Genomic DNA, 23548 nt, shown 5'->3' with positions numbered 1-23548 from the left:
CGTGATTCGCCGTGTCCTGCCTGAGGGGGCATCGTGAGAGGCCGGGTTCCGATGATCGCGCGGCGCCGTCCCCAGGTGGCCGTGGCCGGTGCGCTGGCCGTCCTGTTCGCCGTGGCCGCGGCCGCCGTCCTCGCGCCGTGGACGGTGCCCGGAGCGACCGACCAGGACCTCGTGCTCGGCATCACCGGTCCCGTGCCAGGTCATCCGCTCGGTACCGACGACCTCGGCCGCGACGTGCTGGAACTGCTCGTCGCGGGAGCCCGTACGGCCGTTCCCGGCGCGCTGTGCGTCGCCGTCGGGTCGATGCTGATCGGCAACCTCATCGGACTGCCCGCCGGATACTTCGGCGGCTGGGCCGACGCGCTGGCCATGCGCTGGGCGGACCTGATGTTCTCCCTGCCCGCCCTGCTGGTGGCGATCGTCGTCGCCGGGGTGCTGGGCGGAGGGTACGGCCTGGCGGTCGCGGTGCTCGTCCTGCTGTTCGCCCCCACGGACACGAGGGTGGTGCGCGGGGCCGTGCTCGAACAGCGGCACCGCCCCTACGTCGAGGCCGCACTGCTCAAGAACCTCTCCGCGTGGCGGATCATGACGAGGCAGATCTGGCCCAACATCGCCTCGGTCACGCTGGCCAACGGGTTCCTCAACTTCGCCTATGCCCTGGTGTCCCTGGCCTCGCTGTCCTTCCTCGGCCTGGGGGTGCCCGCGGGCTCGCCCGACTGGGGGCGCACCCTGGCGGACAACCGTGCCCAACTGCTCGTCAACCCCTGGGCCGTGGTCGCCCCCGGCCTCGCCATCATCCTCACGGCCGCCGCGCTGAACATCGTCGGTGACTGGCTCTACGAACGCGTCGACCGCAGGGGAAGGGCACGTTGAGATGAAGGAGCCCACGCTCGCGATCCGGGTCGAGGGAATCGAGGTCAGGCAGCCCTCCACCGGCCGGACCCTCCTGTCGGAGGTTTCGTTCGAGGTGGCGGCCGGGGAGTCGGTCGCCATCGTGGGGGAGTCGGGGTCGGGCAAGTCCCTCACGGTCCGGGCGATGCTCGGCCTGCTGCCCCAGGGGCTGGAGGCCACGGGGCGGGTGCGCATCGCGGGCGAGCGGGTGGACGACGACCCGCGTGCCCGGCGGCGGCAGCGCGGAGGGGTGGTCTCCCTCCTCATGCAGGATCCGTTCACCCTTCTCAACCCGTTGCGCCGGGCCGGGCGCCAGATCGCCGACGGACTGCCGAAGGGCGCGGACGCGGGCGTCGAGGTGCCGCGGCTGCTGGCGGAGGTGGGGCTGCCCGCGAACGTCGCGGGACGCTATCCCTTCCAGCTCTCCGGGGGCATGCGCCAGCGGATCGGGCTGGCCGCCGCGCTGGCCGGAGGGCCGCGGGTGCTGGTCGCCGACGAGCCGACGACCGCGCTCGACGCCACCACCCAGCGCGAGGTCCTCGCCCTCATCCGGCGTGTCCAGCGCGAACGGGACATGGCGTTCGTCCTCATCACCCACGATCTGCGCCTGGCCTTCTCCACCTGCGACCGGGTCATGGTGATGTACGCGGGACGGGTCATGGAGACCGGTCGTGCGGCGGACGTGCGGCGGGAGCAGTTCCACCCGTACACCAGGGCGCTGCTGGCGGCCGAGCCGCCCGCGGACCGGCGGCTCGCGGTGATCCCCTCGGTGCCGGGGGCCGTCCCCGCGCACGACGCGACCGCCGGGCGGTGCGGCTTCGCCGACCGGTGCTCGCTGGCCGTGCCGGAATGCCGCGCGGGAGTGCCGGAGCCACGTCCCGTACGCGCACCGGGGCGCGTCCTCGACGGGCGGCTGTCGGCGTGCCTGCGGGCTGCCGAGCTGCCCGCGCCGTCCGCGCCGGAACCGGGGGTCGTCCCCAGGCCGCCGGTCGCGGCCGAGCCGCTGCTGGAGGTGCGTGACCTACGCCGGTGGTTCGCCGGGAGCCCGCACCCGGCGCTGGGGGGCGTGAGCCTGACGGTCGCTCCGGGCGAGGTCGTCGGTGTGGTCGGCGAGTCCGGATCGGGCAAGACCACGCTGGCCCGATGTGTCGCCGGGCTGGAGCGGCCGGATGGGGGCGCGATCCTGCTCGGTGGTGCGGACTGCTCCGACTACGGTCGGATGGGGCGCGCGGCCGTGCGCCAGGCCCGCCGGATCTCGCAAATGATCTTCCAGGACCCCTATTCGACGCTCAACCCCGCCCGGACCGTGGGGGCGACCCTGCGCGAGGCGCTGTGGGCCGACGGCCGGCCCGCGGGGCCGGACGACCTCGCCCGGCTCCTGGAGTCGGTCGGCCTGGCCCGCGACATGGCCGGGATGCGCCCGGCGGGGCTGTCCGGTGGGGAGCGGCAACGGGTGGCGATCGCCCGTGCGGTGGCGGGCGAGCCCCGCCTGCTGATCTGCGACGAGCCGGTGTCGGCGCTCGACGTCTCGGTTCAGGCCCAGGTGCTTGGCCTCCTCGCCGAGCTGCGGGAACGCCTGTCCATGGCGATGCTGTTCATCACCCACGACCTGGCCGTGGTCCGCCAGGTCGCCGACCGGCTCTACGTGCTGGAGTCGGGCACGTGCGTGGAGACCGGACCCGCCGGCCGGGTGCTTGACGCGCCCGAGCACCCCTACACGCGGGCGCTGCTGTCCAGCGTCCCCGACGGCTCCGGCGACTGGCTGGACTGACCGGCTCGCGCTCCGGCGGGAGCCGCCCGCGACGGCCGTCAGTCCTCGGAGAACGAGATCAGGGTGAGGACGCGGCAGGCGGCGGGACCGGTGGCGTAGACGTGGTCGGACTCGGCGGCGAAGCGCACGGCGTCGCCCGCGGCGATGGTGACCGACCACTCCTCGGTCTCGACGGTCACCTCGCCGGAGACGACGTAGGCGTGTTCCACCGAGCCGCGGCCATGGGAACTCTTGGCGCTGCGGGTGCCCGGCGGGATATGGCCCTCGGCCAGTTCGAAGCGGCGCCGGTCGGGGGCCGCGAACAAGGCGCGGACCGAGGTGTCCCCGGCGGGCAGGACGATCCCCTCGTCGTGGCGGATCACCTCCGGGCCGGTCAGGTGAACCCGGGTCAGCTCGCCGAAGGTCAGCTCCAGGGAGGTCGCGAGCCGTGACAGCACCTCGACCGTGGGGTTGGCCACGCCGCGTTCGACCTGCGAGATGAGCGCCTTGCTCACGCCGGTCAGCTCGGCCAGTTCGCGAACGCTGAACCCGCGGGCGAGGCGGGTGCGGCGCAGGTTGGCGGCGATCGCTCCGCGCACCCCCGAAGACTCCGGGGGTGCGGGGGTCATGCCGACGGCGATGCCGTTCTCGCGCTGCACGTCTGTCTCCTCTTCCCGATCCGGTCGATACCCATGATGCAGGAGGTCAGCCGATCAGGGCGAGGCGGTGGGCGGTCGCGACCGCCTCGCCTCGGGTGGAGACGCCCAGCTTGCCGAGGATGTTGGAGACGTGGACGCTCACCGTCTTGGCCGAGATGAACAGCTCGGCGGCGACCTCGCGGTTGGACCGGCCCAGGGCGACCAGCCGGAGCACCTCCAGCTCGCGCGGGGTCAGCGGGGACTCCCCGCCTCCGGTCTGCCCGACGACTCCGGCCTGCTCGGTGAGGGAGATCCCGACCCGGCGGGCGAGCGCCTCGATCTCGGTGGCGAGCGGCCGGGCGGAGAGCGCCCCGGCGATCGGGTGGGCCGCGCGCAGCCGGGACGCGGCACCGTCGCGGTCACCGGCGCCGGCCGCCATCCGTCCCCCGTACAGCAGCGACTTCGCCTGGGGGAAGGGGCGGGCCAGCCGTTCCCAGGCGGCGGCCGCGGCGTCGTGGTCGCGGGTGAGACCGAGCCGGTAGGCCTCGGCGACGGGGCTGTCCACGGTCATCGCCGCCGCGGCCTTCTCGACGTGGGCGCGCAGCGCCGCCACCCGTTCGGGCGCGAGCTCCTCGACCGTCTCGCAGATGCCGCCGAGCAGGCCGAGCATCCGCCAGCCCAGCATGGGCTTGCTCGTGATCTGCGCCTCCAGGGCGACCCGCTCGGCGATCTCCAGCGCGGCCAGCGGCTCCCCGCTGAGCATGCGCAGGCCGATCATGAGCCGGGCGTCGGTGGTCAGCTCCTGCATGAACTCCTCGGGGACGGTGCCGAACGCGCTCACCTCGTCCAGGACGGACTTGAGCACGTCCGTCTCGCCGCGGGCGACCGCCACGTCCCCGCGGACGCGCCGCAGGTGGTGGCGGGTGCGCAGGGTGGGGTCGTTGCCGAGGATCCGCTCGACCAGCTCGGCCGCCTCGTCGAACCTGCCCAGCGCCTCCAGCGCCTCGGCCCGGTTGTTGGCGATGAAGGTGCCCTGGTTCCGGTAGCGGCCGTACTTCCTCGACAGCCGCTCGCCTTCGAGCGCGAGCTCGATCGCCTCGACGGAGCGGCCCATGTTGTTCAGCGCGTCCACGTTGTTGGCGATGGCGCGCAGGACGCTGCGGCCCGACTCGACCCGCTCGCCGATCGCCTGCGCGGTCTCGTTGAGCTCGATCGTGGTCTCGATGCGCCCCGCGATCGAGTGGCCCAGCGCGAGGTTGAGCAGCAGCTCCGCCTCCAGGGTCTCCTCGCCGTGCTCGCGCGCGATCCGCAGCGCCTCCTCGGTGTGCGTCGTCCCCTCCGCCAGCTCGCCGCTGAATATCAGGTACGAGCCCAGCTTGGAGAGCACCTCGGCGCGCTCCAGCCCGGGTTCGGGGACGAGCCGCTCGGCGTAGCGGAGGTCGTCGAGCACTCCGGGCCGCCGCTTGGCCTTCGTGAACTGCGACCTCCATACGAGCAGGCTCGCCACCCGCGCCGGCTCGGTCCGCTCGTCGAGCTCGTGCAGCGCGGCCTTGACGAACTTGCTGCCCCGGTCGACCTCCCCGCACGCGCTCGCGGCCTCGGCGGCCTGCTCCAGGACGGTGGTGTGGTCCACGCCGATGCGCCCGGCGGCGTCGGGGACCTTGCTCCACAGCGTGAGCACCCGCTCCAGCAGCTGCATCATCTCCCGGTGGGCGAAGGTCTTGGCGGCCTTGCCCGCCGCCTCCCAGGCGGAGACGAGGGCCCAGAGGTCGTCGCGGGCGGAGTGCCAGTGGTGGGCGATCTCGATGGCGGCCCGGCCGGGAGGCACCAGCGTGCGGTCCTTGCCGATCTCCTCGGCGAAGCGGGCGTGCAGCCGTGCGTGCTCGCCGGGCAGGAGCTCGTCGTGCACGGCCTCGCGGATCAGCGCGTGCCGGAAGACATAGGCGCGGCCGTCGGCGACCTGCAGCACGTTGGCCGCGATCGCGGTGCGCAGCGCGTCGTCGAGCTCGACGTCCGACAGCGCGCTGACCGCGACGAGCAGGGCGTGGCTCACCCGGATGCCACCGGCCGCGGCGATGCGCAGCACCCGCTGCGTCTCCTCGGGGAGCCGCTCCACGGAGCCGATGATCAGGTCGTGCAGGGAGTCGGGGAAGGTGCAGTCGCCGCCGCACTCCATCAGCGCCTCGACGAACAGCGGGATGCCCTCGCTGCGCTGGAAGACCCGGTCGACCTGGGCGAACTCGGGGGTGGTGCCGAGGATGCCGGCCATCTGGGCCGCCACCTCGGACTGGGTGAGCCGGGGCAGGTCCATCCGCAGGACCCCGTCCAGCCGGCCGAGCTCGGCGAGCACCGGCCGGAGCGGGTGCTGGCGGTGGAGCTCGTCGGAGCGGTAGGTGAGGACCATCAGCACGGGAGCGGCGCGGAGGTTCCGGCTGAGGAAGGCGATCAGGTCGCGGCTGGAGCTGTCGGCCCAGTGGACGTCCTCGATGAGGAGGATCACCGGGTGGCGCTCCGCGAGTCGTTCCAGCAGGGTGAGGATCTGCTCGAAGAGCCGGGCGCGGGCGGTGTCGCTCTCGGTGTCGCCGCTGGGCTCACCGAACTCGGGGAGCAGCCGGGCCAGGTCGCGCGCCCCTCCCTCGGGGAGCAGGGCCGCGACCTCCTCGGCGCCGCACTCGCGGACGAGCTGGCGGATCACCGCGGTGAACGGCGCGTAGGCGAGGCCCTCGGTCGACAGCTCCACGCAGCCCCCGTTGAGCACGTGGGCGCCGTCGGCCGTGGCCCGTTCCGCGAAACACCCGATCAGCCGTGACTTGCCGACACCCGCCTCGCCGCCGAGCAGCACGGTCACCGCCGCGTCCTTCCGGGCCTGCTCGAACGCCTCGGTCAGGTCCGCAAGCTCCCTCTCCCGCCCCACGAAGACGGGACTCACCGCCCGGCCCACCATGTCTGCCAGCATGTCATGCCTTAAAGGTGTGATCTCCCTATTTTTCGTACGGTGAAATCAGCGGTTCAGGGAGGCAGAGAGGCCCGGCCGGGCAGATGTGGGCGGCCGGGCTCTCGGGGCGGGGTCATGCCGGGATGATCTTGCCGAAGAGGCTCCGGCGGGGCTTCTCGGACGAGTGGGCCTTGTTGTCCTCCTGCGCCTCACGGGCGCGCCGGTAGCTGTCGGCCTCCTGGCGGAGCTCGGTGGTGCGGTGGGCGATCATCTGAAGGTGAAGCTCGGGACCCATGGGGGTTCCTTCCTGGTGTGGCGCCTCGCGGCGCGCTTTCCTTACAGACTCAAGATTCGTCCTAAGGCCCCCGGTCCCACATCGGGAGGATGTCCTATCTCCTGGGCGCTTCTCGCCGCGGCACTACCTAGGTGGGGCCCTGGGCCGTGCCGGTACTACCTAGTGGAGGGGTTCAGCCTGTGATGCCAGGCTGGAGCAGCGGCAGTCGGAGGACGAAGCGCGCACCTCGCGGACTGTCCTCGATCTCCAGTGTCCCGTGGTGGGCGGTGGCGATCGCGCGGGAGATCGCGAGGCCGAGCCCGCTACCGGTGGGATCCCTGCGCTGCCCGTCGCCCAGCCGTACGAAGGGCTGGAAGACCCGGTCGCGGGCCTCTGGGGCGATGCCGTCTCCGTCGTCGCTCACCGTGACCACCGCCTCGCCGTCCCCGCGCTCGGCGGTGACTTCGACGCCGGTCGCGGCATGCCGCTGGGCGTTGACGACCAGATTGTTGAGAACCTCGCTGAGCTGGACGCGGTCGCCGAGGACCGTCACCTCGTTCTTCACCCGGGTGCGCACCGGCACCGGCCGCGTTGTGGTGATCAACTCCTCGTGTATCAGCGCCCCGAGGTCGACCGGCTCGGGGGGGTCGGGAGCGGCCGTGCGGATCCGGGCGAAGATCAGAATGCCGTCGATCAGCGCCCGGAGCCGTTCCGTCGTCGCCAGCCCCGCTTGGATCACCTCGCGCTGATCGACGTGGTCCGGGTACAGCACCGCTTCTTCGAGCTGTATCTGAAGGCCGGTCACCGGGGTTTTGAGCTCATGGGAGACGACGGAGGCGAAGTGCCTCTGCTGCCCCACCGCCTCCTCCAGCCGGGACAGAGTCTCGTTGACCGTGCGTGCCAGCCGCCCGATCTCGTCGTCGCAGGCCGGTTCCGGCACCCGCAGGCTCAGGTCGCTGACGCCGATCTCCGAGGCTCTCTCGCGGATCGCCTCCACCGGTCGCAGTGTCCGGCCGACCAGCGCCCAGACCATCCAGGTGGTGAAGACGGTGGCCAGCAGGGCCATGGTCAGCGTGCCGACCTCCAGGATGTGTGTGGCCAGAGCGGGCGGTTCGACCATTCCGGCGTAGACGATGTGAGAGTCGCCCTTCCAGACGAAGTGGGCCTCCTGGGGTGAGACGCGGTTGGCGGTGACCATGACGCAGCCGGTGCGGGAGCATTCGGTGAGGTGGAGGATGCGGTCGTCGTAGGGCGGCCGGACAGTGCTGAGCGGCGGCTTCCCGGCGGCGGCGGGGCTGGCCGACACCACCCGGCCACGCGAGTCGACGAGTTGCAGGAGATTGACCTCGGCGGTCGGCACCGCGGCCGGAGGGCGGCCGGGCTCCATCGACGCGATCCAGTCGATCGCGACCCGCTGCGTCTCACGGAATATGTTGTCTCGGATCGCATTGCGGATCATGAGGTCGAGACCTACCGCGATCACGGTGAAGACGATCAGGGACAGCACCACGGCAAGGGCTGTGAAGCGCGCCCGGATCGAGCTATAACCCCCAAAGGGCCACATAAACGAAATCCCCCGCCATATTTGCCTCTTCTCATGCATACAGGCACGAAAGTGGAAGTCCAAGATCTATGTCGTGACGTGGTGCAAATTTGGTCAAAGACGGCCCGGGCGCACCGGGCCGCGCGCTCCGGCCGGCCTGGGGGCGAGGAACAGCTCCGGCCGGCCTGGGGGCGAGGAACATCCGTACGAAAGCGTGCGTCCAGGATGATCGCTTTCAAAGGGTCGCTCAGGTCAAAGGCGGACGGATAGCGTGTGCGGATGTCCTTGGTGCATCTGCGTCGTTCGGTCCGCGCGGTCGTTCTCGACGAGGACGACCGCATCCTGCTGTGCCGGATGGTCATTCCCAAGCCGACCGGGACGATCGCCGTGTGGGCGACGCCCGGTGGAGGCATCGAGCGTGACGAAGCCGTCCTCGTCGCCCTGCGCCGGGAACTTCACGAGGAGACAGGACTCGTCATCGACGCCGACCCGCCGCATGTCTGGCACCAGGAGGTCGTCGACCCCGGACACGCGGTCGGCTACGACGGAGTGATCAACGACTACTTCCTGGTCCGCGTCGCGTCGTTCCACCCCCGTGGCGCGATGTCCGACGGCGAACTCGCCACCGAGTACATCGTGGGCTTTCGCTGGTGGCGGCTGCCGGACATCGCGGACTACCGCGGCCCCGACGTGTTCTCACCGCGAGACCTGGCCACACCGCTGGCGGCCCTGATCGCCGACGGGGTTCCGGCCGGACCTGTGCCGCTCGGCCTGTGAGATCGGCGCGCGACCTCTGGGCGGATGTTGACGAAAACCGGCAAGCCTGCTGTGCAGGGTCCAGTTTGGAAGTAATCACACCAGTAGGCATGCTGGAGAGGTGTCAACTATGACGACCTCGCTCACCGACGTGGCAACGTCCAACGTCGCGCTGCGAAGCTTCCTGCACGGCCTGCCCGGTGTCGACCGCGTGGGCGCCGACCAGCGCGCCGCGATGCTCGGCACCCGATCCATCAAGACCACCGCCAAGGCCCGGGCCATCGACCTCGCCATCGGCATGGTGGACCTGACGACCCTCGAAGGCGCCGACACCCCGGGCAAGGTCCGCGCGATGTGCGCCAAGGCCGTCCGCCCCGACCCGGCCGACCCCTCCGTGCCCAGGGTGGCCGCGGTGTGCGTCTACCCCGACATGGTCGCCGGGGCCGCGGCGGCCGTGAAGGGCTCCGGCGTCAAGGTGGCCAGTGTCGCGACCGCCTTCCCCAGCGGGCGCTCCTCGCTCGACGTCAAGATCGCCGACACCACCTTCGCGGTGGCGGCCGGCGCCGACGAGATCGACATGGTCATCGACCGGGGCGCGTTCCTCTCGGGCGACTACCTCAAGGTCTACGAGGAGATCGTCGCGATCAAGGCCGCGTGCGGCGACGCCCACCTGAAGGTGATCCTGGAGACCGGCGAGCTGTCCACGTACGACAACGTGCGCCGCGCGTCCTGGCTGGCCATGCTGGCCGGGGGCGACTTCATCAAGACCTCCACCGGGAAGGTGCAGCCCGCCGCGACCGTTCCGGTGACGCTGGTCATGCTGGAGGCGGTCCGCGACTTCCTGGCCGCGACCGGCCGCAAGGTCGGGGTGAAGCCCGCGGGCGGCATCAAGACCACCAAGGACGCGATCAAGATGCTCGTCCTGGTCAACGAGACCGTCGGCGACGGCTGGCTCGACCCCGACTGGTTCCGGCTCGGCGCCTCCAGCGTCCTCAACGACCTGCTGATGCAGCGCCAGAAGATGGCCACCGGCAGGTACGCGGGTCCCGACTACTTCACCCTCGACTAAGGCGTTCACATGTTTGAGTACGCACCGGCGCCCGAGTCGCGTGACGTCGTCGACATCAGGCCGTCCTACGGCCTGTTCATCGGCGGCGAGTGGGTCGACTCCCAGGGTGACAACCGCAACAAGACCGTCAACCCGGCCTCCGAGGAGGTCCTGGCCGAGGTCGCCTGGGCCACCGAGGCCGATGTCGACCGGGCGGTCCAGGCCGCACGCAAGGCGTTCGGCGTCTGGTCGGCGCTGCCCGGCTCGGAGCGGGCCAAGTACCTGTTCCGGATCGCGCGCATCATCCAGGAGCGCTCGCGCGAGCTGGCCGTGCTGGAGTCCCTGGACAACGGCAAGCCGATCCGCGAGTCCCGCGACGTGGACCTGCCCCTGGTGGCGGCCCACTTCTTCTACTACGCCGGCTGGGCCGACAAGCTCGACCACGCCGGGTACGGACCCGGCCCGCGCCCGCTCGGGGTGGCCGGCCAGGTCATCCCGTGGAACTTCCCGCTGCTCATGCTCGCGTGGAAGATCGCGCCCGCGCTGGCGTGCGGCAACACGGTCGTCCTCAAGCCCGCGGAGACCACCCCGCTCACCGCGCTGCTGTTCGCGGAGATCTGCGCGCAGGCCGACCTGCCGCCCGGCGTGGTCAACATCGTGACCGGCGCGGGCGAGACCGGCGCCGCCCTGGTGAACCACCCCGACGTGAACAAGGTGGCCTTCACCGGCTCCACCGAGGTCGGCCGTCAGATCGCGAGGTCGGTCGCGGGCACCGGCAAGAAGGTCACCCTGGAACTCGGCGGCAAGGCCGCGAACATCGTCTTCGAGGACGCCGCGCTCGACCAGGCCGTCGAGGGCATCGTCAACGGGATCTTCTTCAACCAGGGCCACGTCTGCTGCGCGGGCTCCCGGCTGCTGGTGCAGGAGTCGATCGAGACGGAGCTGCTCGACGCGCTGAAGCGGCGGCTCGGCACCCTCCGGCTGGGCGACCCGCTGGACAAGAACACCGACATCGGCGCGATCAACTCCGCGGCCCAGCTCGCCAAGATCCGCGAGCTGTCCGACCTGGGCGAGGCGGAGGGCGCCGAGCGCTGGTCCCCGGCCTGCTCGCTGCCCGACAAGGGCTTCTGGTTCCCGCCGACCATCTTCACCGGCGTCGCCCAGTCGCACCGGATCGCCCGCGAGGAGGTCTTCGGCCCGGTCCTGTCCGTGCTGACCTTCCGCACCCCGGCCGAGGCGGTGGAGAAGGCCAACAACACCCCGTTCGGCCTGTCGGCGGGCGTGTGGACGGAGAAGGGCTCGCGCATCCTGTGGATGGCGGACAGGCTCCGGGCCGGCGTCGTCTGGGCCAACACCTTCAACCGGTTCGACCCCACCTCGCCGTTCGGCGGCTACAAGGAGTCCGGGTACGGGCGCGAGGGCGGACGGCACGGGCTGGAGGCGTATCTCGATGTGTGAGCATCACAGGGCCAAGCGTCGCCCCCGCCGTGCCCAGAGCACCCGGGGTCACGGCTTCGCCCGCGCCGGACGGCCGGTGCTGCGGGGCTGGTTCGCCCACCGGTGCGGCGTGAGCCGCTGCGGTCAGATCTTCGTGCCGGCCCGGCTGGCGCAGCAGGAGAGCTCGTGGAGAGGGCTGGGAAATGAGTAAGGCGGAGCGGCCGGGCCGGGCACGGGCGGGCAAGCAGGCGGGTGCCCCCGCGGGAGACGGTACGGGCGAGGACGCCGGTAACCGCACCGGCGAGGGCGAGGCGGGCCGCGGGTCCGCGCGGCTCGCCGTGCGCAAGACGTACAAGCTGTACATCGGCGGGGCGTTCCCGCGCTCCGAGAGCGGAAGGTCCTACGCCGTGGCCTCCTCCAGGGGCGACTTCCTCGCCAACGCGTCCAGGGCCTCCCGCAAGGACGCCCGCGACGCGGTGACGGCCGCGCGCAAGGCCTTCGGCGGCTGGTCGGGCGCCACCGCGTACAACCGGGGGCAGGTCCTCTACCGCGTCGCCGAGATGCTGGAGGGCCGCCGGGCCCAGTTCGCCGCCGAGCTGGCGGAGGCCGGGACGAAGAAGGCCGGGGAGGTCGTGGACGCGGCCGTCGACCGGCTGGTCTGGTACGCCGGGTGGTCCGACAAGATCGCGGCCGTCGCCGGGGCCACCAACCCGGTCGCGGGCCCCTACTTCAACGTCTCCACGCCGGAGCCGACCGGCGTGGTCGCGGTGGTCGCCCCCGACGAGCCGCTGCTGGGGCTCGTCTCGGTGATCGCCCCGGTGATCGTCACGGGCAACACCTGCGTCGTGGTCGCGAGCGAGCGCGCCCCGCTGCCCTCGATCACCCTGGCCGAGGTGCTCGCCACCTCCGACCTGCCCGGCGGGGTGGTGAACATCCTCACCGGCTCGGCCGCCGAGATCGCACCCTGGCTCGCCGCGCACATGGACGTCAACGCCCTCGACCTCACCGGGGTCACCGACGAGGGCCTGGCGGTCGCGTGCGAGGAGGCGGCGGCGGAGAACCTCAAGCGCGTCTTCCGTCCCGCCGCGACCGACTGGTCCGCCGACCCCGGCACCAGGCGCCTGACGGCCTTCCTGGAGACCAAGACCGTCTGGCACCCCACCGGCGTCTGACCCGCCGGCGTCTGGTCCATCGGCGTCTGACCCGTCGGCTCCGGTGCTTCGGGCCGGACCGCCACGCCCGGCGGGCCGGCCCCGGCAGGCCACGCCTGGTCCGCCGGCTCCGGTGCGCCGGGTCTGACGCGCCAGCCCCGGCGGGTCTGACGCGCCACGCCGCCGTCCGGCTCGCCGGGCCCGCCTGGTCCGGTGGGCCAGGCGGGTTGAGCGGGCCCGATGTCAGGTGAGCGGGGCGTGGCGGGGCCAGGGACGGGCGGTCTCCAGCTGACCGGCCAAGGCGAGGAGCTGCGCCTCGCCGCCCGGCGCCGCGACGAGCTGGACCCCGATCGGCGTGCCGTTGGAGTGCCTGCCGTACGGGACGTTCATGGCCGGCCAGCCGGCCATGTTCCACGCCGCGGTGGCGGGCGCGTACGCCAGGTTGACGCGGACGTTGGCCAGCAACCCCCGGCGGCCCCAGCGCTCGGCGGGCGGCGGTACGGCGGCGAGCGTCGGGGTGACGAGCACGTCGGCGTTCCCGAACCACTGGTCGGCGCCGTACGCGCGCCAGCGGTCGCGGCCCGTCGCGCCGTCCGCCCCGAACCCGGCGAGCAGCCGGCCCATCCTCGCCAGGGATCTGGTGCGCCGCTCCAGCCCGCGCGGGTCGAGGCCCTCGGCGTCGCCCCTGGCGCACGCGAACCAGGTGGCCACGGCGGCGGCGCCGACCCGGAGGGACATCCGCTCGGGGTGGTCCACCACGGTGTGCCCCGCGGCGCCCAGCGCCTCCGCGGCCCCGGTCACCGCCCGCTGGAACTCGGCGTCCACCGAGAGCCCCGGCGGCAGCGGCATCGGCGCGACCGCGACCCGCAGCCTCAGCGGCTCCGACAGGGTGAGCCCGCCCGGGTAGTCGTCGATGGCGTGGCCCACGCCGAGGGTCTCGCTCTCCCCGGGCGTCGCCAGCGACATGTCGTCAGCCATGACGGCGAGGGCGAGGGCGAGGTCGGCCACGGTGGTGGCGAGCGGCCCGTTCTCCGACATCCCGTACCAGTCCCGCTCGGGCGCCGGGACCAGCCCGTGGCCCGGCTTGATCGAGAGCAGGCCGCAGCAGGCGGCGGGGATGCGCAGCGAGCCCAGCCCGTCGGTGCCGTGGGCCAGCGGGACCATCCCCGCGGCCACGGCCGCCGCGCTCCCGCCCGAGGAGCCGCCGGGGGTGCGGCTCGGATCCCACGGGTTGCGGGTGACACCGTACGCGCTGTCGGAGAATCCGGCCAGGCACAGCTCCGGCACGTTGGTGATGCCGACGACCACCGCGCCCGCCGCCCTCAGCCTGGCGACCACGGGGTGATCCTCGTCCGCGGGCACGTCGGGCGTCGCCGACGAACCGTTGCGCGACGTCTCCCCCCGGACCGCGACATTGTCCTTGATCGCGACCGGCACCCCGGCGAGCGGCAACCCGGACAGGTCCCCCCGCTCCTGCAGGGTCCGCGCCTCGGCCAGCGCCCGCTCGGCGAGGACCACGCGGAACGCCCCGACCCGCCCGTCGCGCTCGGCGATGGCGTCGAGGTGCTCGGCGACCACCACGGGTGCCGTGACCTTCCCCCGTCGCACGGCCTCCGCGATCTCCACTGCGGAACTTCCCACCCACGACATGCACCGAGTGTGGTCCGGCGAGTGCGTAAGGGGAAGCGCCCCACATCTCAATCAGATGACTTGTCCGGCTCGTTGGCGTTATTTCACCCCCGCGCACCCGGGCTCCCGGCCCGCCGGGGTCAGCGTCGGGGGTTGGTACGGCGGGTGGCGGTGGCCGACAGGGGATCGTCGGGCCAGGGGTGCCGGGGATAGCGCCCGCGAAGCTCGGCGCGGACCGCGCGGTAGCCCTCGCGCCAGAAGGAGGCCAGGTCGGCGGTGACGGCGGCCGGGCGGCCCGCGGGGGAGAGCAGGTGGATCACGAGCGGGACCCCCGCGACGCGCGGGGCCTCGGCCCAGCCGAACAGCTCCTGCAGCTTGGCCGCGAGCACCGGCCGCTCGCCCGAGTAGTCGATCCTGACCCGCGACCCGCTCGGCACCTCGATCCGCTCCGGGGCCACCTCCGCCAGCCGGGCGTTCCACGGGACCAGGCGGTGCAGCGCCGAGACCACGTCGATGCGCTCCAGGTCCGACCGGCGGCGGGCTCGCGACAGCTCGGGCTCCAGCCAGCGGTCGGCCGCGCCGACCAGCGCGTCGTCGTCCGTCGCGGGCCACGGGTCGCCGAGCGTGCGGCGGCAGAAGGCCAGCCGCTCGCGCAGGGCCACGGCCTCGGGCGTCCAGCGCAGGATCGACAGGCCCTCCGCGCGCAGGCCCTCCAGGACGGCGGGCCGCACGTCGGCGCCGCGCAGCGTGCCGCTGGACAGCTCGATCGCGCCCAGCCGCTCCACCCGCCGCGCCGACACGTCGCCGCGCCGCTCTCCCGGCGGCGTGTGCCAGGTGATCTCCTCGCCGGAGCTGTACAGGGAGGCCGCCGCGAGCCTGGCGATCTCCTCGTCGATCACCACCGCCTGCCTGATCCTCGCGGACGCCGCTCCGGCGGGCCGGTCGGCGACCGCGACGGCGAGCCACTCCGCCGTCCCCAGCCGCGACCCGCGCGGCAGCTCCGCGGCCGTTCCCGAGGCCATCAGGTACGAGCCGCCGCGCCGCCGCGCCACCCGTTCCGGGTAGGCCAGCGCCACGACCGTCCCGGCCACGGCGTCGTCGCTCCCGGCCGTCCGGCCGCTTCGAGGTGTGGCGTCGTCGGCGCGGGCCGCCTCGGTGCCGCCGCTTCTCGCGGGTCTCCCCCCGGCCTCGCCTTTCCCCGGCCGGGCGCTACCGGCGGGTTTCCGTCCCCGGTGCCGGTCGGTGGCGGGTACGGCCCGCGCCAGGCGTCCCGCCTCCTGGCGCCAGCGGGCGGAGAAGCCGTCACCGCCCTGGCGCGCGGAGCGCCAGACCGCCACCAGGTCGTCGCCCGCGTCCCGGGGCAGCTGCTCCGACAGCAGCGCCACGACCTCGGCGGCCCGGGCCCCGGCGTCGATCCCGTCCGTGCCGGTGGCCGTACCGGCCGTACCGGCGTCGATCAGGGCCCGCGCCAGGCGCGGATGGACCCCGACCCCGGCCATCCGCCGTCCCCGGTCGGTCACCCGGCCCGTGGGAGGAGGGGCCGGCGAGTGTTCCGGTCCGTCCGGTGGCCGCGGGGTGGCGGGGGAGTCCAGGGCGCCCAGGGCGTACAGGGTGCGGCGGGCGGCGTCCATCGCGGCGGGCGGCGGCGCGTCGAGCAGGGCCAGGCCGGTCGCCGTGGGATCGCCCCAGCAGGCGACCTGGAGGGCGAAGCCGGTCAGGTCGGCGAGCGCGATCTCGGGCCGCGCGTGCTCGGGCAGCCGGTCGTGCTCGGCCTGGGACCAGCACCGGTAGACCACCCCCGGCGCCTCGCGGCCCGCCCGCCCCGCCCGCTGGGTGGCCGAGGCCCTGGACGCGCGGACGGTGGTGAGCGAGCCGAGACCTCGGGCGTGGTCGGTGCGGGGCTCCCTGGCCAGGCCGGAGTCGACCACGATCCGCACGCCAGGCACGGTCAGGCTCGACTCGGCGACCGAGGTGGCGAGCACCACTCTCCTCCCTTCGCCCGGGGACAGGACCGCGTCCTGGACGCGAGCCGGGGCCTGGCCGTGCACCTGGAGGACCTCGACGCCGGGGAGCATCGCGGCCACCCGGCCGATCTCGCCGACGCCGGGCAGGAAGCAGAGCACGTCCCCCTCGTGCTCGGCCAGCGCGCGCCGTACGACACCGGCGACGTGGGCGAGGAACGCCGGGTCCACCCGCATGCCGTGGGGCGGGGTGATGGTCCCGGTGGGCGGGGCCCAGACGGGGGTGACCGGGTGCATGGTGCCGGAGGCGTGCACGATCGGCGCGGGCCCGCCGGAGGCGTTGAAGATCTCGCCGCTCTCGCCGGTGCCGCCGCTCTCGCCGGTGCCGCCGCTCTCGCCGGTGTCGTCGGGCGGTACGTCGGTGTCGCCGGGCGCCGGGGGATCGCCGGGGGAGCCGAGGAGGCGGGCCCAGGGGGCGGCGTCGGCGGTGGCGGAGGTGGCGACGATCCGCAGGTCGGGGCGGAGCGCGGCACGGACGTCGAGGAGGAAGGCCAGCGCGGTGTCGGCGTCCAGGTGGCGCTCGTGGCACTCGTCGAGCAGGACCGCGTCCACGCCTTCGAGCTCGGGGTCGCGCTGGAGCCGCTGCAGGAGGACTCCGGTGGTGACGACCTCGACGACCGTCCTCGGGCCGGTCCTGCGCTCGCCGCGTATCGAGAACCCGACCTCGGCCCCCACCTCGGACTCCAGCAGCCACGCCATCCGCCTCGCCGCCGCTCGTACCGCCATCCGCCTCGGCTCGGCCACGATCACCCGCCTGGGCGCCGAGCCGTCGAGGAGCCCGGCCAGCGCGAGCGGGACGAGCGTGGTCTTGCCGGTGCCCGGAGGGGCGGTGAGCACGGCGACGCCCCGCCCGTCGAGCGCCGCGAGCAACTCGGGCAGGGCGTGACGTACGGGCAGGCCGGACCAGTCGGAACGCACCCGTCCAGTGTCCCCGAGTCCGCCCGCGCACGAGACGGCGGCCGGAACCGGGGGCAGGATAGGCGTCATGATCCCGAGTCCGCCCGCCTGGGACGGGCGGCCGGAACCGGGGGCGGGAGCGGGAACGGCACCATGATCCCGAGTCCGCCCGCGCACGGGACGGGCCCTCGTGTGAGCGGCGACCCGGGCGCCCGGACCGGGCCTCGGCGGGCATCGGTCCCGAGGTCAAAGCGACAGGTGGCCGATGAGCGGGTCGATCATGACGCCTCGGCGCCGCCGGCGTCCCCGAGGTCCCCGAGGTCCTCAGCCTGACAGCGGCAGCGGCGGGTTGGCCGAGTCGAGGTGCTCGACGGTGGTGAAGACGAGGGCGTCGTCGCCGACGTTCTCGATGTCGTGCAGGAGGAACTCTCCGGCGCCGAAGGTGAAGTGCCGGGTCTCACCGGCGCCGTAGGACACTTCGCGGGTGGTGCCGTCAGCGGTGTGCTGGCGGCTGCGGCCCGCGTTGACGGCGGTCCAGAAGTAGTCGAGGACGTGCCGGTGCGCGTGCCACCGCTCCCCGGGGGCGAGGCGGATCTCCCACACCCGGACGCGGTCGTTCTCGCTGAGCAGACGCGAGCCGACGTGCGGGTCGTGGGCATGGGTCTCGAACTCCTCGCGAAGCGCGTCGGACCAGCCCTCGAAGTCCGTGGCGACGACGGTGCCCGCCAGGGGGGCGTCGGTCAGGAATGCCGGTGTGGTGGTCATCGGGGCCTTCTTTCGTACGTTGTCGTCACTGACCCGGGCCGTAGAGGCCGAATCGCAGTTCGGGGTCGCCGGGCACCCAGGTGCAGTCGACCTGTGAGCGGGTGCCCATCTCCTTGACCCGGCGCAGCAGACGCCGGCCGAGTTCGAGCTGGCCCGGCTCCCATTTCGCCAGGGCGACGGGAACGGCGCCGTCGGCCTCGCTCAGCGCGTCGTACAGGGCCCAGGCGTTCGCGGCGGCCTTCGCCGTACCGGCCGCGGCGTGCGGGCGGGCGGCGCCGGCCGCGTCGCCGATCAGTGCCACCCGGCCGACGGCCATGCGCTCGACGCCGACGTCGTAGACCGCCTGAAGGTAGGGCTGCTCGGTGCGCCGCACCACCTCGGCCGCGGCGGGCGCCAGCACCGCGCCGGCTACCTCGCGCATCTCCTCGACGAACCGGTCCTGCACCTGGCCCGGGTGCACCGACACCTTGCCGAGGAAGCCGCGTTTGTCGGTCATCATCTCCTCGAGGTCGGCGCCCTCGGCGACGTTGCGGTACCAGACGTAGTTGAGCAGCCGGTTCCCCGCCGTCAGCCCACCCTCGTCCGAGGGGATCGGGTAGATGTTGATGTGGGTGTACGGCGCCACGTTGAAGCTGATCGAGTCGTGCAGGAGCTCGAAGGTCTCGGGCGAGACCTCCGACTCCTGCACGGTGCCGCGCCAGCCGACGTAGCCGGAGTACTCCAGGACGCTGCCGGGTGAGATCCGGCCGCGGCTCGCGGAACCGATCCCGTCCGCGAACACCACGAGCTCCGCCCGCTCACGGCGCCCGGAGACGAAACGGACCTCGACGCCGTCGCCGTCCTGGTCGAAGCCGGCGGCGTACTCCCCGAGGTGATACCGCTCGGTGCCGAAGTCGGCCAGCAGGGCCCGGTAGAACGTGCCCCAGGACGTGTACCGCCACGGTGTGGGGTCGCGGTGCAGGACCTCGTTGCCGGCGCCGAGGTACTGGACGTACCGGGTCGCGGTGCTGACCTGCTCGGGGTGCTGCTCGCTGCACTCGGCGAACCAGCGCAGCGTGTCAGGCTGCAGCACGATGCCCCCGCCCCGGCCGTCCAGGCTGGTCGGCGTGCGCTCGAAGACGGTCACGTCGAAGCCCAGGCGACGCAGCAGCAGCGCGCACGTGAGGCCGCCGATCGAGCCGCCGACGACCAGTGCCCGCCGGCCGGAGTAGGGGGAGTGGCCGTTCGTCTCATACATCGTCGTCGCTCCCGAGTCCGGGCAGGTCGAGGAAGCGGCGGGCGGCGGCCTCCATGGCCTCGGCTCCGATGCCTTCCGAGACCGGCAGGTCCTGTGGGCGGTCCACGCCCATGTCGAAGGGGTGGTCGCTGCCGCACAACAGCCGGTCGGGGTCCGCCTTGGAGCGCAGCAACCGCAGCGCCGGTCCGTCGTGGGTGAGCGTGTCGAACCACAGGTCGCGGAAGCCCTCGTGCGGCGTTCGGCCGGTGCCGGCGCCGGCGTCCGCGCGTCGCTCCCAGCCGTGTCGCCACCGGCCCAGGAGCGCGGGCGCGCACCCTCCGCCGTGGACGAAGCAGATGCGCAGCGAAGGAAGCCTCTCCGTGACCCCGCCGAGCACACAGGAGGCGACGGCCGTCGCCGTCTCGGTGGGGTTCCCGATCAGATTGGCGAGGTAGTACGACCTCCACTCCGGCCGCGGCAGCTGCATGGGGTGCACCAGAACGGCCAGGTCCAGTTCGGCGGCGATGCGGGCGATCTCGTGGAGCGGGCCTTCGTCGAAGGAGGTGGCGTCGACCAGCGGGGGAACCGCGACGCCGCGGACGACCGCCGACGCGGCGATCGCCTTCATCTCGGTCCGGGCCGCGGCCGGGTCGTGCAGGGAGACCAGGCCCAGGCCGAGCAGCCGGCCGTGACTGTCGCGGCACAGGCGGGTGAGGGCCTCGTTGAAGTGGCCGACGTATTCGCCCGCTCCGGGGTCCGGGACCACGGGGAACGCGAATGGCGGAGCGGACAGCACCCGGGCGCCCAGGCCGGCGCGGTCGGTCTCGGCGAGCACCCGGTCGGGGTCGCTCATCGCCGACGCCGCGATGGACAAAGGGGTGTCGCCGAGGTACAGCTCCTCGCCTCGCGCGTTCAGCGGCGGGACCGGCGAGCCCGGCGGAAGGTCGAACAGCTCCCGGGGCAGCCAGTGGGCATGGACGTCGATGACACCCCGCCGCACCGCCGGGTGGCCGAGGGCCGTCACGCCGCCGCCTCCAGTGCCTCGAAGCGGGCGAGCACCTCGGCCTGGAGCATGGCGACGGCCGGGTCGGAGGCGCGGCGTGGACGGGGAAGGTCCACCTCGATGGTCTCGTGGATCCGGCCGCCCGGCGCCAGGACGACGATCCGGTCGGAGAGCTGGACCGCTTCGGTGACGTCGTGGGTGACGAACATGACCGTGCGCTGTGACTCGAGCCAGATGCGCTCCAGGTGTTCACGCAGGGAGCGTGAGGTCATCGCGTCGAGGTGACTGAACGGCTCGTCCATGAGCAGGATGTCCGGCTCGACGGAGAAGGCCCGGGCGATGCCGATGCGTTGCTGCTGACCGCCGGAGAGCTGGGCCGGGTAGCGGTCGCCGAGGTGGCCGAGGCCGACCAGGTCGAGGTAGTGCTGGGCACGCCGCTCCCAGCCGGAGCGGTCGCGCTGGACGAACTTGAGGTTCTGCGTGACGGTGCGCCAGGGCAGCAGCCGCGGGTCCTGGAACACGTAGCCGATCTTGGCGTCACGGTCACCGGCGCGGAGGCGGACCGAGCCGCCGCTGAGGCTCTCGATTCCGGAGACGATGTTGAGCAGCGTCGTCTTGCCGCTGCCGGAGGGGCCGACGACGGAGACGAAGGTCTCGCCGCTGATGGTGAGGTCGATCCCGTCGAGCACGCGCGTCTGCCTGCCCTGACGGTTCTGGTATTCCTTCACCAGGCCGTCGATTTCGATGGAGGCCATGGGTTTCCTTTCCAGAAGGGACACGCCGCTCAGGCGGTGCGCCAGCGGGTGACGAAGCGCTCGATCGGGCCGAGGACGATCTGGTCGGCGAGGACCAGGAAGACGATGAAGACGACGACCCAGGCGAGGAAGCCGTCGAGCTGGTTGGCGTCGTACCAGTAGCGGGAGCGCCAGCCGACGCCGGAGGTCGAGCCGAACCACTCCGCGAGGAGCAGGCCGTTCCAGGCACTCATGATCGCGAAGCGCACCGCGGCGACCGTCGAGCCGGCGACCGCCGGAGCCACGATGTGGCGGAGGACGTGGGGGCGGCCGACACCGAACGAGCGGGCCATGAGCACGAGGTCGGCGGGGACCGCCCTCACCGCCTTGGCGATGTTCACGACCACGAAGGGCAGGGCCGAGAGGAAGACCGTCGTGACCGGAGTGAGCCAGCCGAAGCCGAACCACATCGTGGTCAGGAGTGCCCAGATCACCGCCGGGGCGGCGAGCGCGGCCATGGTCAGGTCGGCCAGGGCGTACTCGGCGAACCGGGACAGTCCCATCAGCACGCCCAGGACCGTTCCGGCGACGAGCGCCGCGACGAGGCCCAGGGTGAAACGGTTCATGCTCACGGCCAGGTCGGCCCACAGGTGACCGCCGGCCGCCTCGCCGGCCAGCCGGCCGAGTGTCTCGCCGATCGAGGGGACGCGGTGTCCGTACTCGGCCGCGAGCTGCCAGACGGCGAGCATGGAGAGCAGCGAGGCGGCGAGCGCGATCACGGAGGACGACGTCGAGCGTCCGTGTCGCGACCACAGGGACGCCGCCCCGTCGGCCGGCAGGGGACGAGGTGTCGCCTCGGGCGCGGTTGCGGTGCTCATGTGAGTTCCTTCCTCCAGGCGAACACCCGGGTCTCGATCCGGGCGAGACCGCGCTCGATCAGCACCATCACGATGACGAACAACATGGTCCAGGCGAGCATGTCGGCGACCTTGAACTCCTGGTAGGCGCGCCGGATCATGAAGCCGACCCCGTTGTCGGCGCCGAAGACCTCCGTGAGGGCCTCGACCTTCCAGGCCATGGCGAAGGCGTAGCGGACGCCCACGAACACGAAGGCCGTGACGGCGGGCAGGTAGACGTGGCGCACCACGTCGGCGGGCCGCCGATCGAAGGCCCGGCACATGCGGAGCAGCCCGCCGTCGACCGAACGGACGCCCTCGGCGACGTTGATCGCGATGAACGGGACGGCCACCAGGGCCGACACCACGATCGGCCCGGTGGAGCCCACGCCGAAGATGACCAGTCCGAAGACGGCGTAGGCGAGGCCGGGGACGTTGCCGAGCACGAACAGCGGCATCGAGAAGTAGGTCGTCATGAACCGGCTGCGGCCCATGACGAACCCGATCGGCAGGCCGACGGCGAGCGCCAGCGCGAAGCCGACCCCGATCTTCACGATGCTCGCGGCGAAGTTGCCGAACGCCTCACCGGACACGACGAAGTCGGCGACGCGCCCGAAGACCTTGAACGGGGTGGGCAGGATGTTGTCATCGATGATCCACGCGACCACGGCCCAGGTGGCGAGTGCCCCCAGCAGTGCGACCGGCGAGACGAGCCACCGCGAGGAGCCTCCGGCTCCGCCGGGTCTGGGACGTCGGCCGCGGACCCGCGCGTTCGGTGAGCCCTGGCCGGGCCGGGTGATGGGCGGTTCGGTGGTGGTGGTCGGCGAAGTCACCGGCGATCTCCTGCCGTGGGGAGGAATTTCGGGTTTTTCACGTCGGCCTCGATGACACCGGTCTCGCGCATGAGGTCGAAGATCTTGCTCTCGTCGTCGGCCCACCGCTTGTCGAAGCGGATGTCCTGAACCACCCAGTCGTGTTCGGCCACGTAGCTCTTCATGAACTCCACGTAACGGGGGGACTCGACGGCGAAGTGCTGCGGGTAGCGCTCGATGATCTCGTCGCGGTGCGCGCGCCATTCCTTGAGACCGCGTGACCACAGGTCCAGGAAGGCTTCGACCTCCCGGGGGTGCTCCTCGGCCCAGTCCTCGCGGGCGACGAACACGTTGCCCATGGGACCGTCGTGGCCGGGTGCCTCCAGGTCGGCGAACAGTTCGGCGGACGACTTGCCGTCGTACAGCGCGCGGACGCCGCCCTCGCGCAGCTCGCGTGCGGAAAGGTCGGGATAACAGATGCAGGCGTCGATCTCGCCGCGGGCGAGCAGGTTGGAGAGGTTCTGGATGTCGGCGACGACGATCTTGAAGTCGGGCTTCTCGCCGGCGATGGCGAGCCTGTGCATCTTCTCCACCAGGGCGTGCCACACCAGGGTCCCGGAGACCGAGGTGAACACGCCGAGCCGCTTGCCCTTGAGGTCCACGAGGGACTTCGCCGGGTCGTCGGCGCGCACCATCAGCCGGCTCCGCTCGGAGTTGTAGCGCCCGATGATCACCGTGGCCCGCTCGGTCTCCGCCTCGAGGCCCGGCACCTCGAAGGACGCCGAGGAGATGATGTCGGCGTGGCCGCCGGCGAAGAGCCCGAACTCGTCCCAGGTCGCCGAGGTCTCGATGGAGATCCCTGTCTCCTTCTCGAAGTCCTCGATGATCCCCTCGTCGTGCATGTAGTCCCAGATCGGGTCGGGGGCGAAGGTGAACCGGATGACACCGTCGCGGGCCGCCCGGGAGGAGGCGGGACCGCCCAGGCCCGCTCCGCAGGCCGTCGAGACGAACATGGCGCCGACCGTGAGCAGAGCCGCCAGTGCTCGGGTTCTGTATTTGTTCAACCGCACGGCTTCCCTACCCTGCTTTCGTGACGCCGTGTGACGGAGGTCACCGGCCAGAACAACGATGCTCCAGGGGGAGCCGCCTCCT

Annotated in this window: 19 protein-coding genes; 6 read left to right on the top strand and 13 right to left on the bottom strand. The window is 72.5% G+C overall.

From position 1 onward, the window contains the following. Positions 1-33 precede the first annotated feature (33 nt). Positions 34-873, top strand: coding sequence for an ABC transporter permease (locus tag ACFFRH_RS04400; protein ID WP_386154396.1), 840 nt, complete (start codon positions 34-36; stop codon positions 871-873). A gap of 1 nt (position 874) precedes the next feature. After that, on the top strand, positions 875-2662 hold the full coding sequence (locus ACFFRH_RS04395; RefSeq protein WP_386154393.1) for an ABC transporter ATP-binding protein: 1788 nt from the start codon (positions 875-877) through the stop codon (positions 2660-2662). Between the two features lie 38 nt (positions 2663-2700). Here the strand turns inward: ACFFRH_RS04395 and ACFFRH_RS04390 are convergent, their stop codons facing one another. The 4 genes from ACFFRH_RS04390 to ACFFRH_RS04375 form a co-directional block, all read right to left on the bottom strand. Beyond that, positions 2701-3300 carry a helix-turn-helix domain-containing protein gene (locus ACFFRH_RS04390; RefSeq protein WP_344742773.1) on the bottom strand — a complete coding sequence of 200 codons (600 nt, stop codon included), beginning with the start codon at positions 3298-3300 and terminating at the stop codon, positions 2701-2703. Between the two features lie 46 nt (positions 3301-3346). Then, a complete protein-coding gene (locus ACFFRH_RS04385) occupies positions 3347-6235 on the bottom strand; it encodes a helix-turn-helix transcriptional regulator (protein WP_386154390.1) in 2889 nt (962 codons plus the stop codon). 112 nt (positions 6236-6347) lie between these two features. Beyond that, positions 6348-6509: a hypothetical protein gene (locus ACFFRH_RS04380; protein ID WP_386154387.1), complete on the bottom strand. Its 162-nt coding sequence runs from the start codon at positions 6507-6509 to the stop codon at positions 6348-6350. A 172-nt stretch (positions 6510-6681) separates the two neighbouring features. Further along, positions 6682-7998, bottom strand: coding sequence for a sensor histidine kinase (locus ACFFRH_RS04375; protein ID WP_386154384.1), 1317 nt, complete (start codon positions 7996-7998; stop codon positions 6682-6684). A 312-nt stretch (positions 7999-8310) separates the two neighbouring features. On the opposite strand from ACFFRH_RS04375, the gene ACFFRH_RS04370 reads away from it, so the two are divergent. The 4 genes from ACFFRH_RS04370 to ACFFRH_RS04355 all read left to right on the top strand — a co-directional run bounded on the left by ACFFRH_RS04370 (position 8311) and on the right by ACFFRH_RS04355 (position 12444). After that, positions 8311-8808 (top strand): NUDIX domain-containing protein, encoded by a 498-nt coding sequence (locus ACFFRH_RS04370; RefSeq protein ID WP_344742707.1) that lies wholly within the window; start codon positions 8311-8313, stop codon positions 8806-8808. Between the two features lie 109 nt (positions 8809-8917). Continuing rightward, complete coding sequence (deoC, locus tag ACFFRH_RS04365; protein ID WP_386154381.1) at positions 8918-9856, top strand: deoxyribose-phosphate aldolase; 939 nt, start codon at positions 8918-8920, stop codon at positions 9854-9856. Positions 9857-9865: 9 nt separating this feature from the next. Then, positions 9866-11293: an aldehyde dehydrogenase family protein gene (locus tag ACFFRH_RS04360; RefSeq protein WP_386154378.1), complete on the top strand. Its 1428-nt coding sequence runs from the start codon at positions 9866-9868 to the stop codon at positions 11291-11293. Between the two features lie 182 nt (positions 11294-11475). Then, complete coding sequence (locus ACFFRH_RS04355; RefSeq protein ID WP_386154375.1) at positions 11476-12444, top strand: aldehyde dehydrogenase family protein; 969 nt, start codon at positions 11476-11478, stop codon at positions 12442-12444. A 222-nt stretch (positions 12445-12666) separates the two neighbouring features. Here the strand turns inward: ACFFRH_RS04355 and ACFFRH_RS04350 are convergent, their stop codons facing one another. The 9 genes from ACFFRH_RS04350 to ACFFRH_RS04310 all read right to left on the bottom strand — a co-directional run bounded on the left by ACFFRH_RS04350 (position 12667) and on the right by ACFFRH_RS04310 (position 23460). Continuing rightward, a complete protein-coding gene (locus ACFFRH_RS04350; RefSeq protein ID WP_344742709.1) occupies positions 12667-14073 on the bottom strand; it encodes an amidase in 1407 nt (468 codons plus the stop codon). A gap of 119 nt (positions 14074-14192) precedes the next feature. Continuing rightward, positions 14193-16991 (bottom strand): ATP-dependent RNA helicase, encoded by a 2799-nt coding sequence (locus tag ACFFRH_RS04345; RefSeq protein ID WP_386154371.1) that lies wholly within the window; start codon positions 16989-16991, stop codon positions 14193-14195. Between the two features lie 303 nt (positions 16992-17294). Next, a complete protein-coding gene (locus ACFFRH_RS04340) occupies positions 17295-17735 on the bottom strand; it encodes a cupin domain-containing protein (protein WP_344742711.1) in 441 nt (146 codons plus the stop codon). 25 nt (positions 17736-17760) lie between these two features. Then, positions 17761-18972: an FAD binding domain-containing protein gene (locus ACFFRH_RS04335; protein ID WP_344742713.1), complete on the bottom strand. Its 1212-nt coding sequence runs from the start codon at positions 18970-18972 to the stop codon at positions 17761-17763. Then, a complete protein-coding gene (locus ACFFRH_RS04330; protein WP_344742714.1) occupies positions 18965-19975 on the bottom strand; it encodes an amidohydrolase family protein in 1011 nt (336 codons plus the stop codon). Before ACFFRH_RS04330 ends, ACFFRH_RS04335 begins: the two co-directional genes overlap by 8 nt. After that, positions 19972-20709: an ABC transporter ATP-binding protein gene (locus ACFFRH_RS04325; protein ID WP_344742715.1), complete on the bottom strand. Its 738-nt coding sequence runs from the start codon at positions 20707-20709 to the stop codon at positions 19972-19974. The genes ACFFRH_RS04330 and ACFFRH_RS04325 overlap by 4 nt, the downstream gene beginning before the upstream one ends. A 29-nt stretch (positions 20710-20738) precedes the next feature. After that, positions 20739-21566 carry an ABC transporter permease gene (locus ACFFRH_RS04320; protein WP_344742716.1) on the bottom strand — a complete coding sequence of 276 codons (828 nt, stop codon included), beginning with the start codon at positions 21564-21566 and terminating at the stop codon, positions 20739-20741. Beyond that, positions 21563-22417, bottom strand: coding sequence for an ABC transporter permease (locus tag ACFFRH_RS04315; protein ID WP_344742717.1), 855 nt, complete (start codon positions 22415-22417; stop codon positions 21563-21565). Before ACFFRH_RS04315 ends, ACFFRH_RS04320 begins: the two co-directional genes overlap by 4 nt. Further along, positions 22414-23460 carry an ABC transporter substrate-binding protein gene (locus ACFFRH_RS04310; RefSeq protein WP_344742718.1) on the bottom strand — a complete coding sequence of 349 codons (1047 nt, stop codon included), beginning with the start codon at positions 23458-23460 and terminating at the stop codon, positions 22414-22416. Before ACFFRH_RS04310 ends, ACFFRH_RS04315 begins: the two co-directional genes overlap by 4 nt. Between the last annotated feature and the right edge of the window lie 88 nt (positions 23461-23548).

This window comes from Streptosporangium vulgare (genome assembly GCF_042428775.1).
GTDB lineage: Bacteria > Actinomycetota > Actinomycetes > Streptosporangiales > Streptosporangiaceae > Streptosporangium > Streptosporangium vulgare.
Note: the sequence above shows the minus strand (reverse complement) of the source record. Positions and strands in the feature narration are given on the sequence as shown.

Coding starts and splice junctions, on each gene's coding strand:
- ACFFRH_RS04355 (WP_386154375.1), top strand. CDS start 11,476: ATGAGTAAGGCGGAGCGGCCGGGCCGGGCACGGGCGGGCAAGCAGGCG.
- ACFFRH_RS04320 (WP_344742716.1), bottom strand. CDS start 21,566: ATGAGCACCGCAACCGCGCCCGAGGCGACACCTCGTCCCCTGCCGGCC.
- deoC (WP_386154381.1), top strand. CDS start 8,918: ATGACGACCTCGCTCACCGACGTGGCAACGTCCAACGTCGCGCTGCGA.
- ACFFRH_RS04380 (WP_386154387.1), bottom strand. CDS start 6,509: ATGGGTCCCGAGCTTCACCTTCAGATGATCGCCCACCGCACCACCGAG.
- ACFFRH_RS04350 (WP_344742709.1), bottom strand. CDS start 14,073: ATGTCGTGGGTGGGAAGTTCCGCAGTGGAGATCGCGGAGGCCGTGCGA.
- ACFFRH_RS04395 (WP_386154393.1), top strand. CDS start 875: ATGAAGGAGCCCACGCTCGCGATCCGGGTCGAGGGAATCGAGGTCAGG.
- ACFFRH_RS04340 (WP_344742711.1), bottom strand. CDS start 17,735: ATGACCACCACACCGGCATTCCTGACCGACGCCCCCCTGGCGGGCACC.
- ACFFRH_RS04360 (WP_386154378.1), top strand. CDS start 9,866: ATGTTTGAGTACGCACCGGCGCCCGAGTCGCGTGACGTCGTCGACATC.
- ACFFRH_RS04370 (WP_344742707.1), top strand. CDS start 8,311: ATGTCCTTGGTGCATCTGCGTCGTTCGGTCCGCGCGGTCGTTCTCGAC.
- ACFFRH_RS04335 (WP_344742713.1), bottom strand. CDS start 18,972: ATGTATGAGACGAACGGCCACTCCCCCTACTCCGGCCGGCGGGCACTG.
- ACFFRH_RS04385 (WP_386154390.1), bottom strand. CDS start 6,235: ATGCTGGCAGACATGGTGGGCCGGGCGGTGAGTCCCGTCTTCGTGGGG.
- ACFFRH_RS04325 (WP_344742715.1), bottom strand. CDS start 20,709: ATGGCCTCCATCGAAATCGACGGCCTGGTGAAGGAATACCAGAACCGT.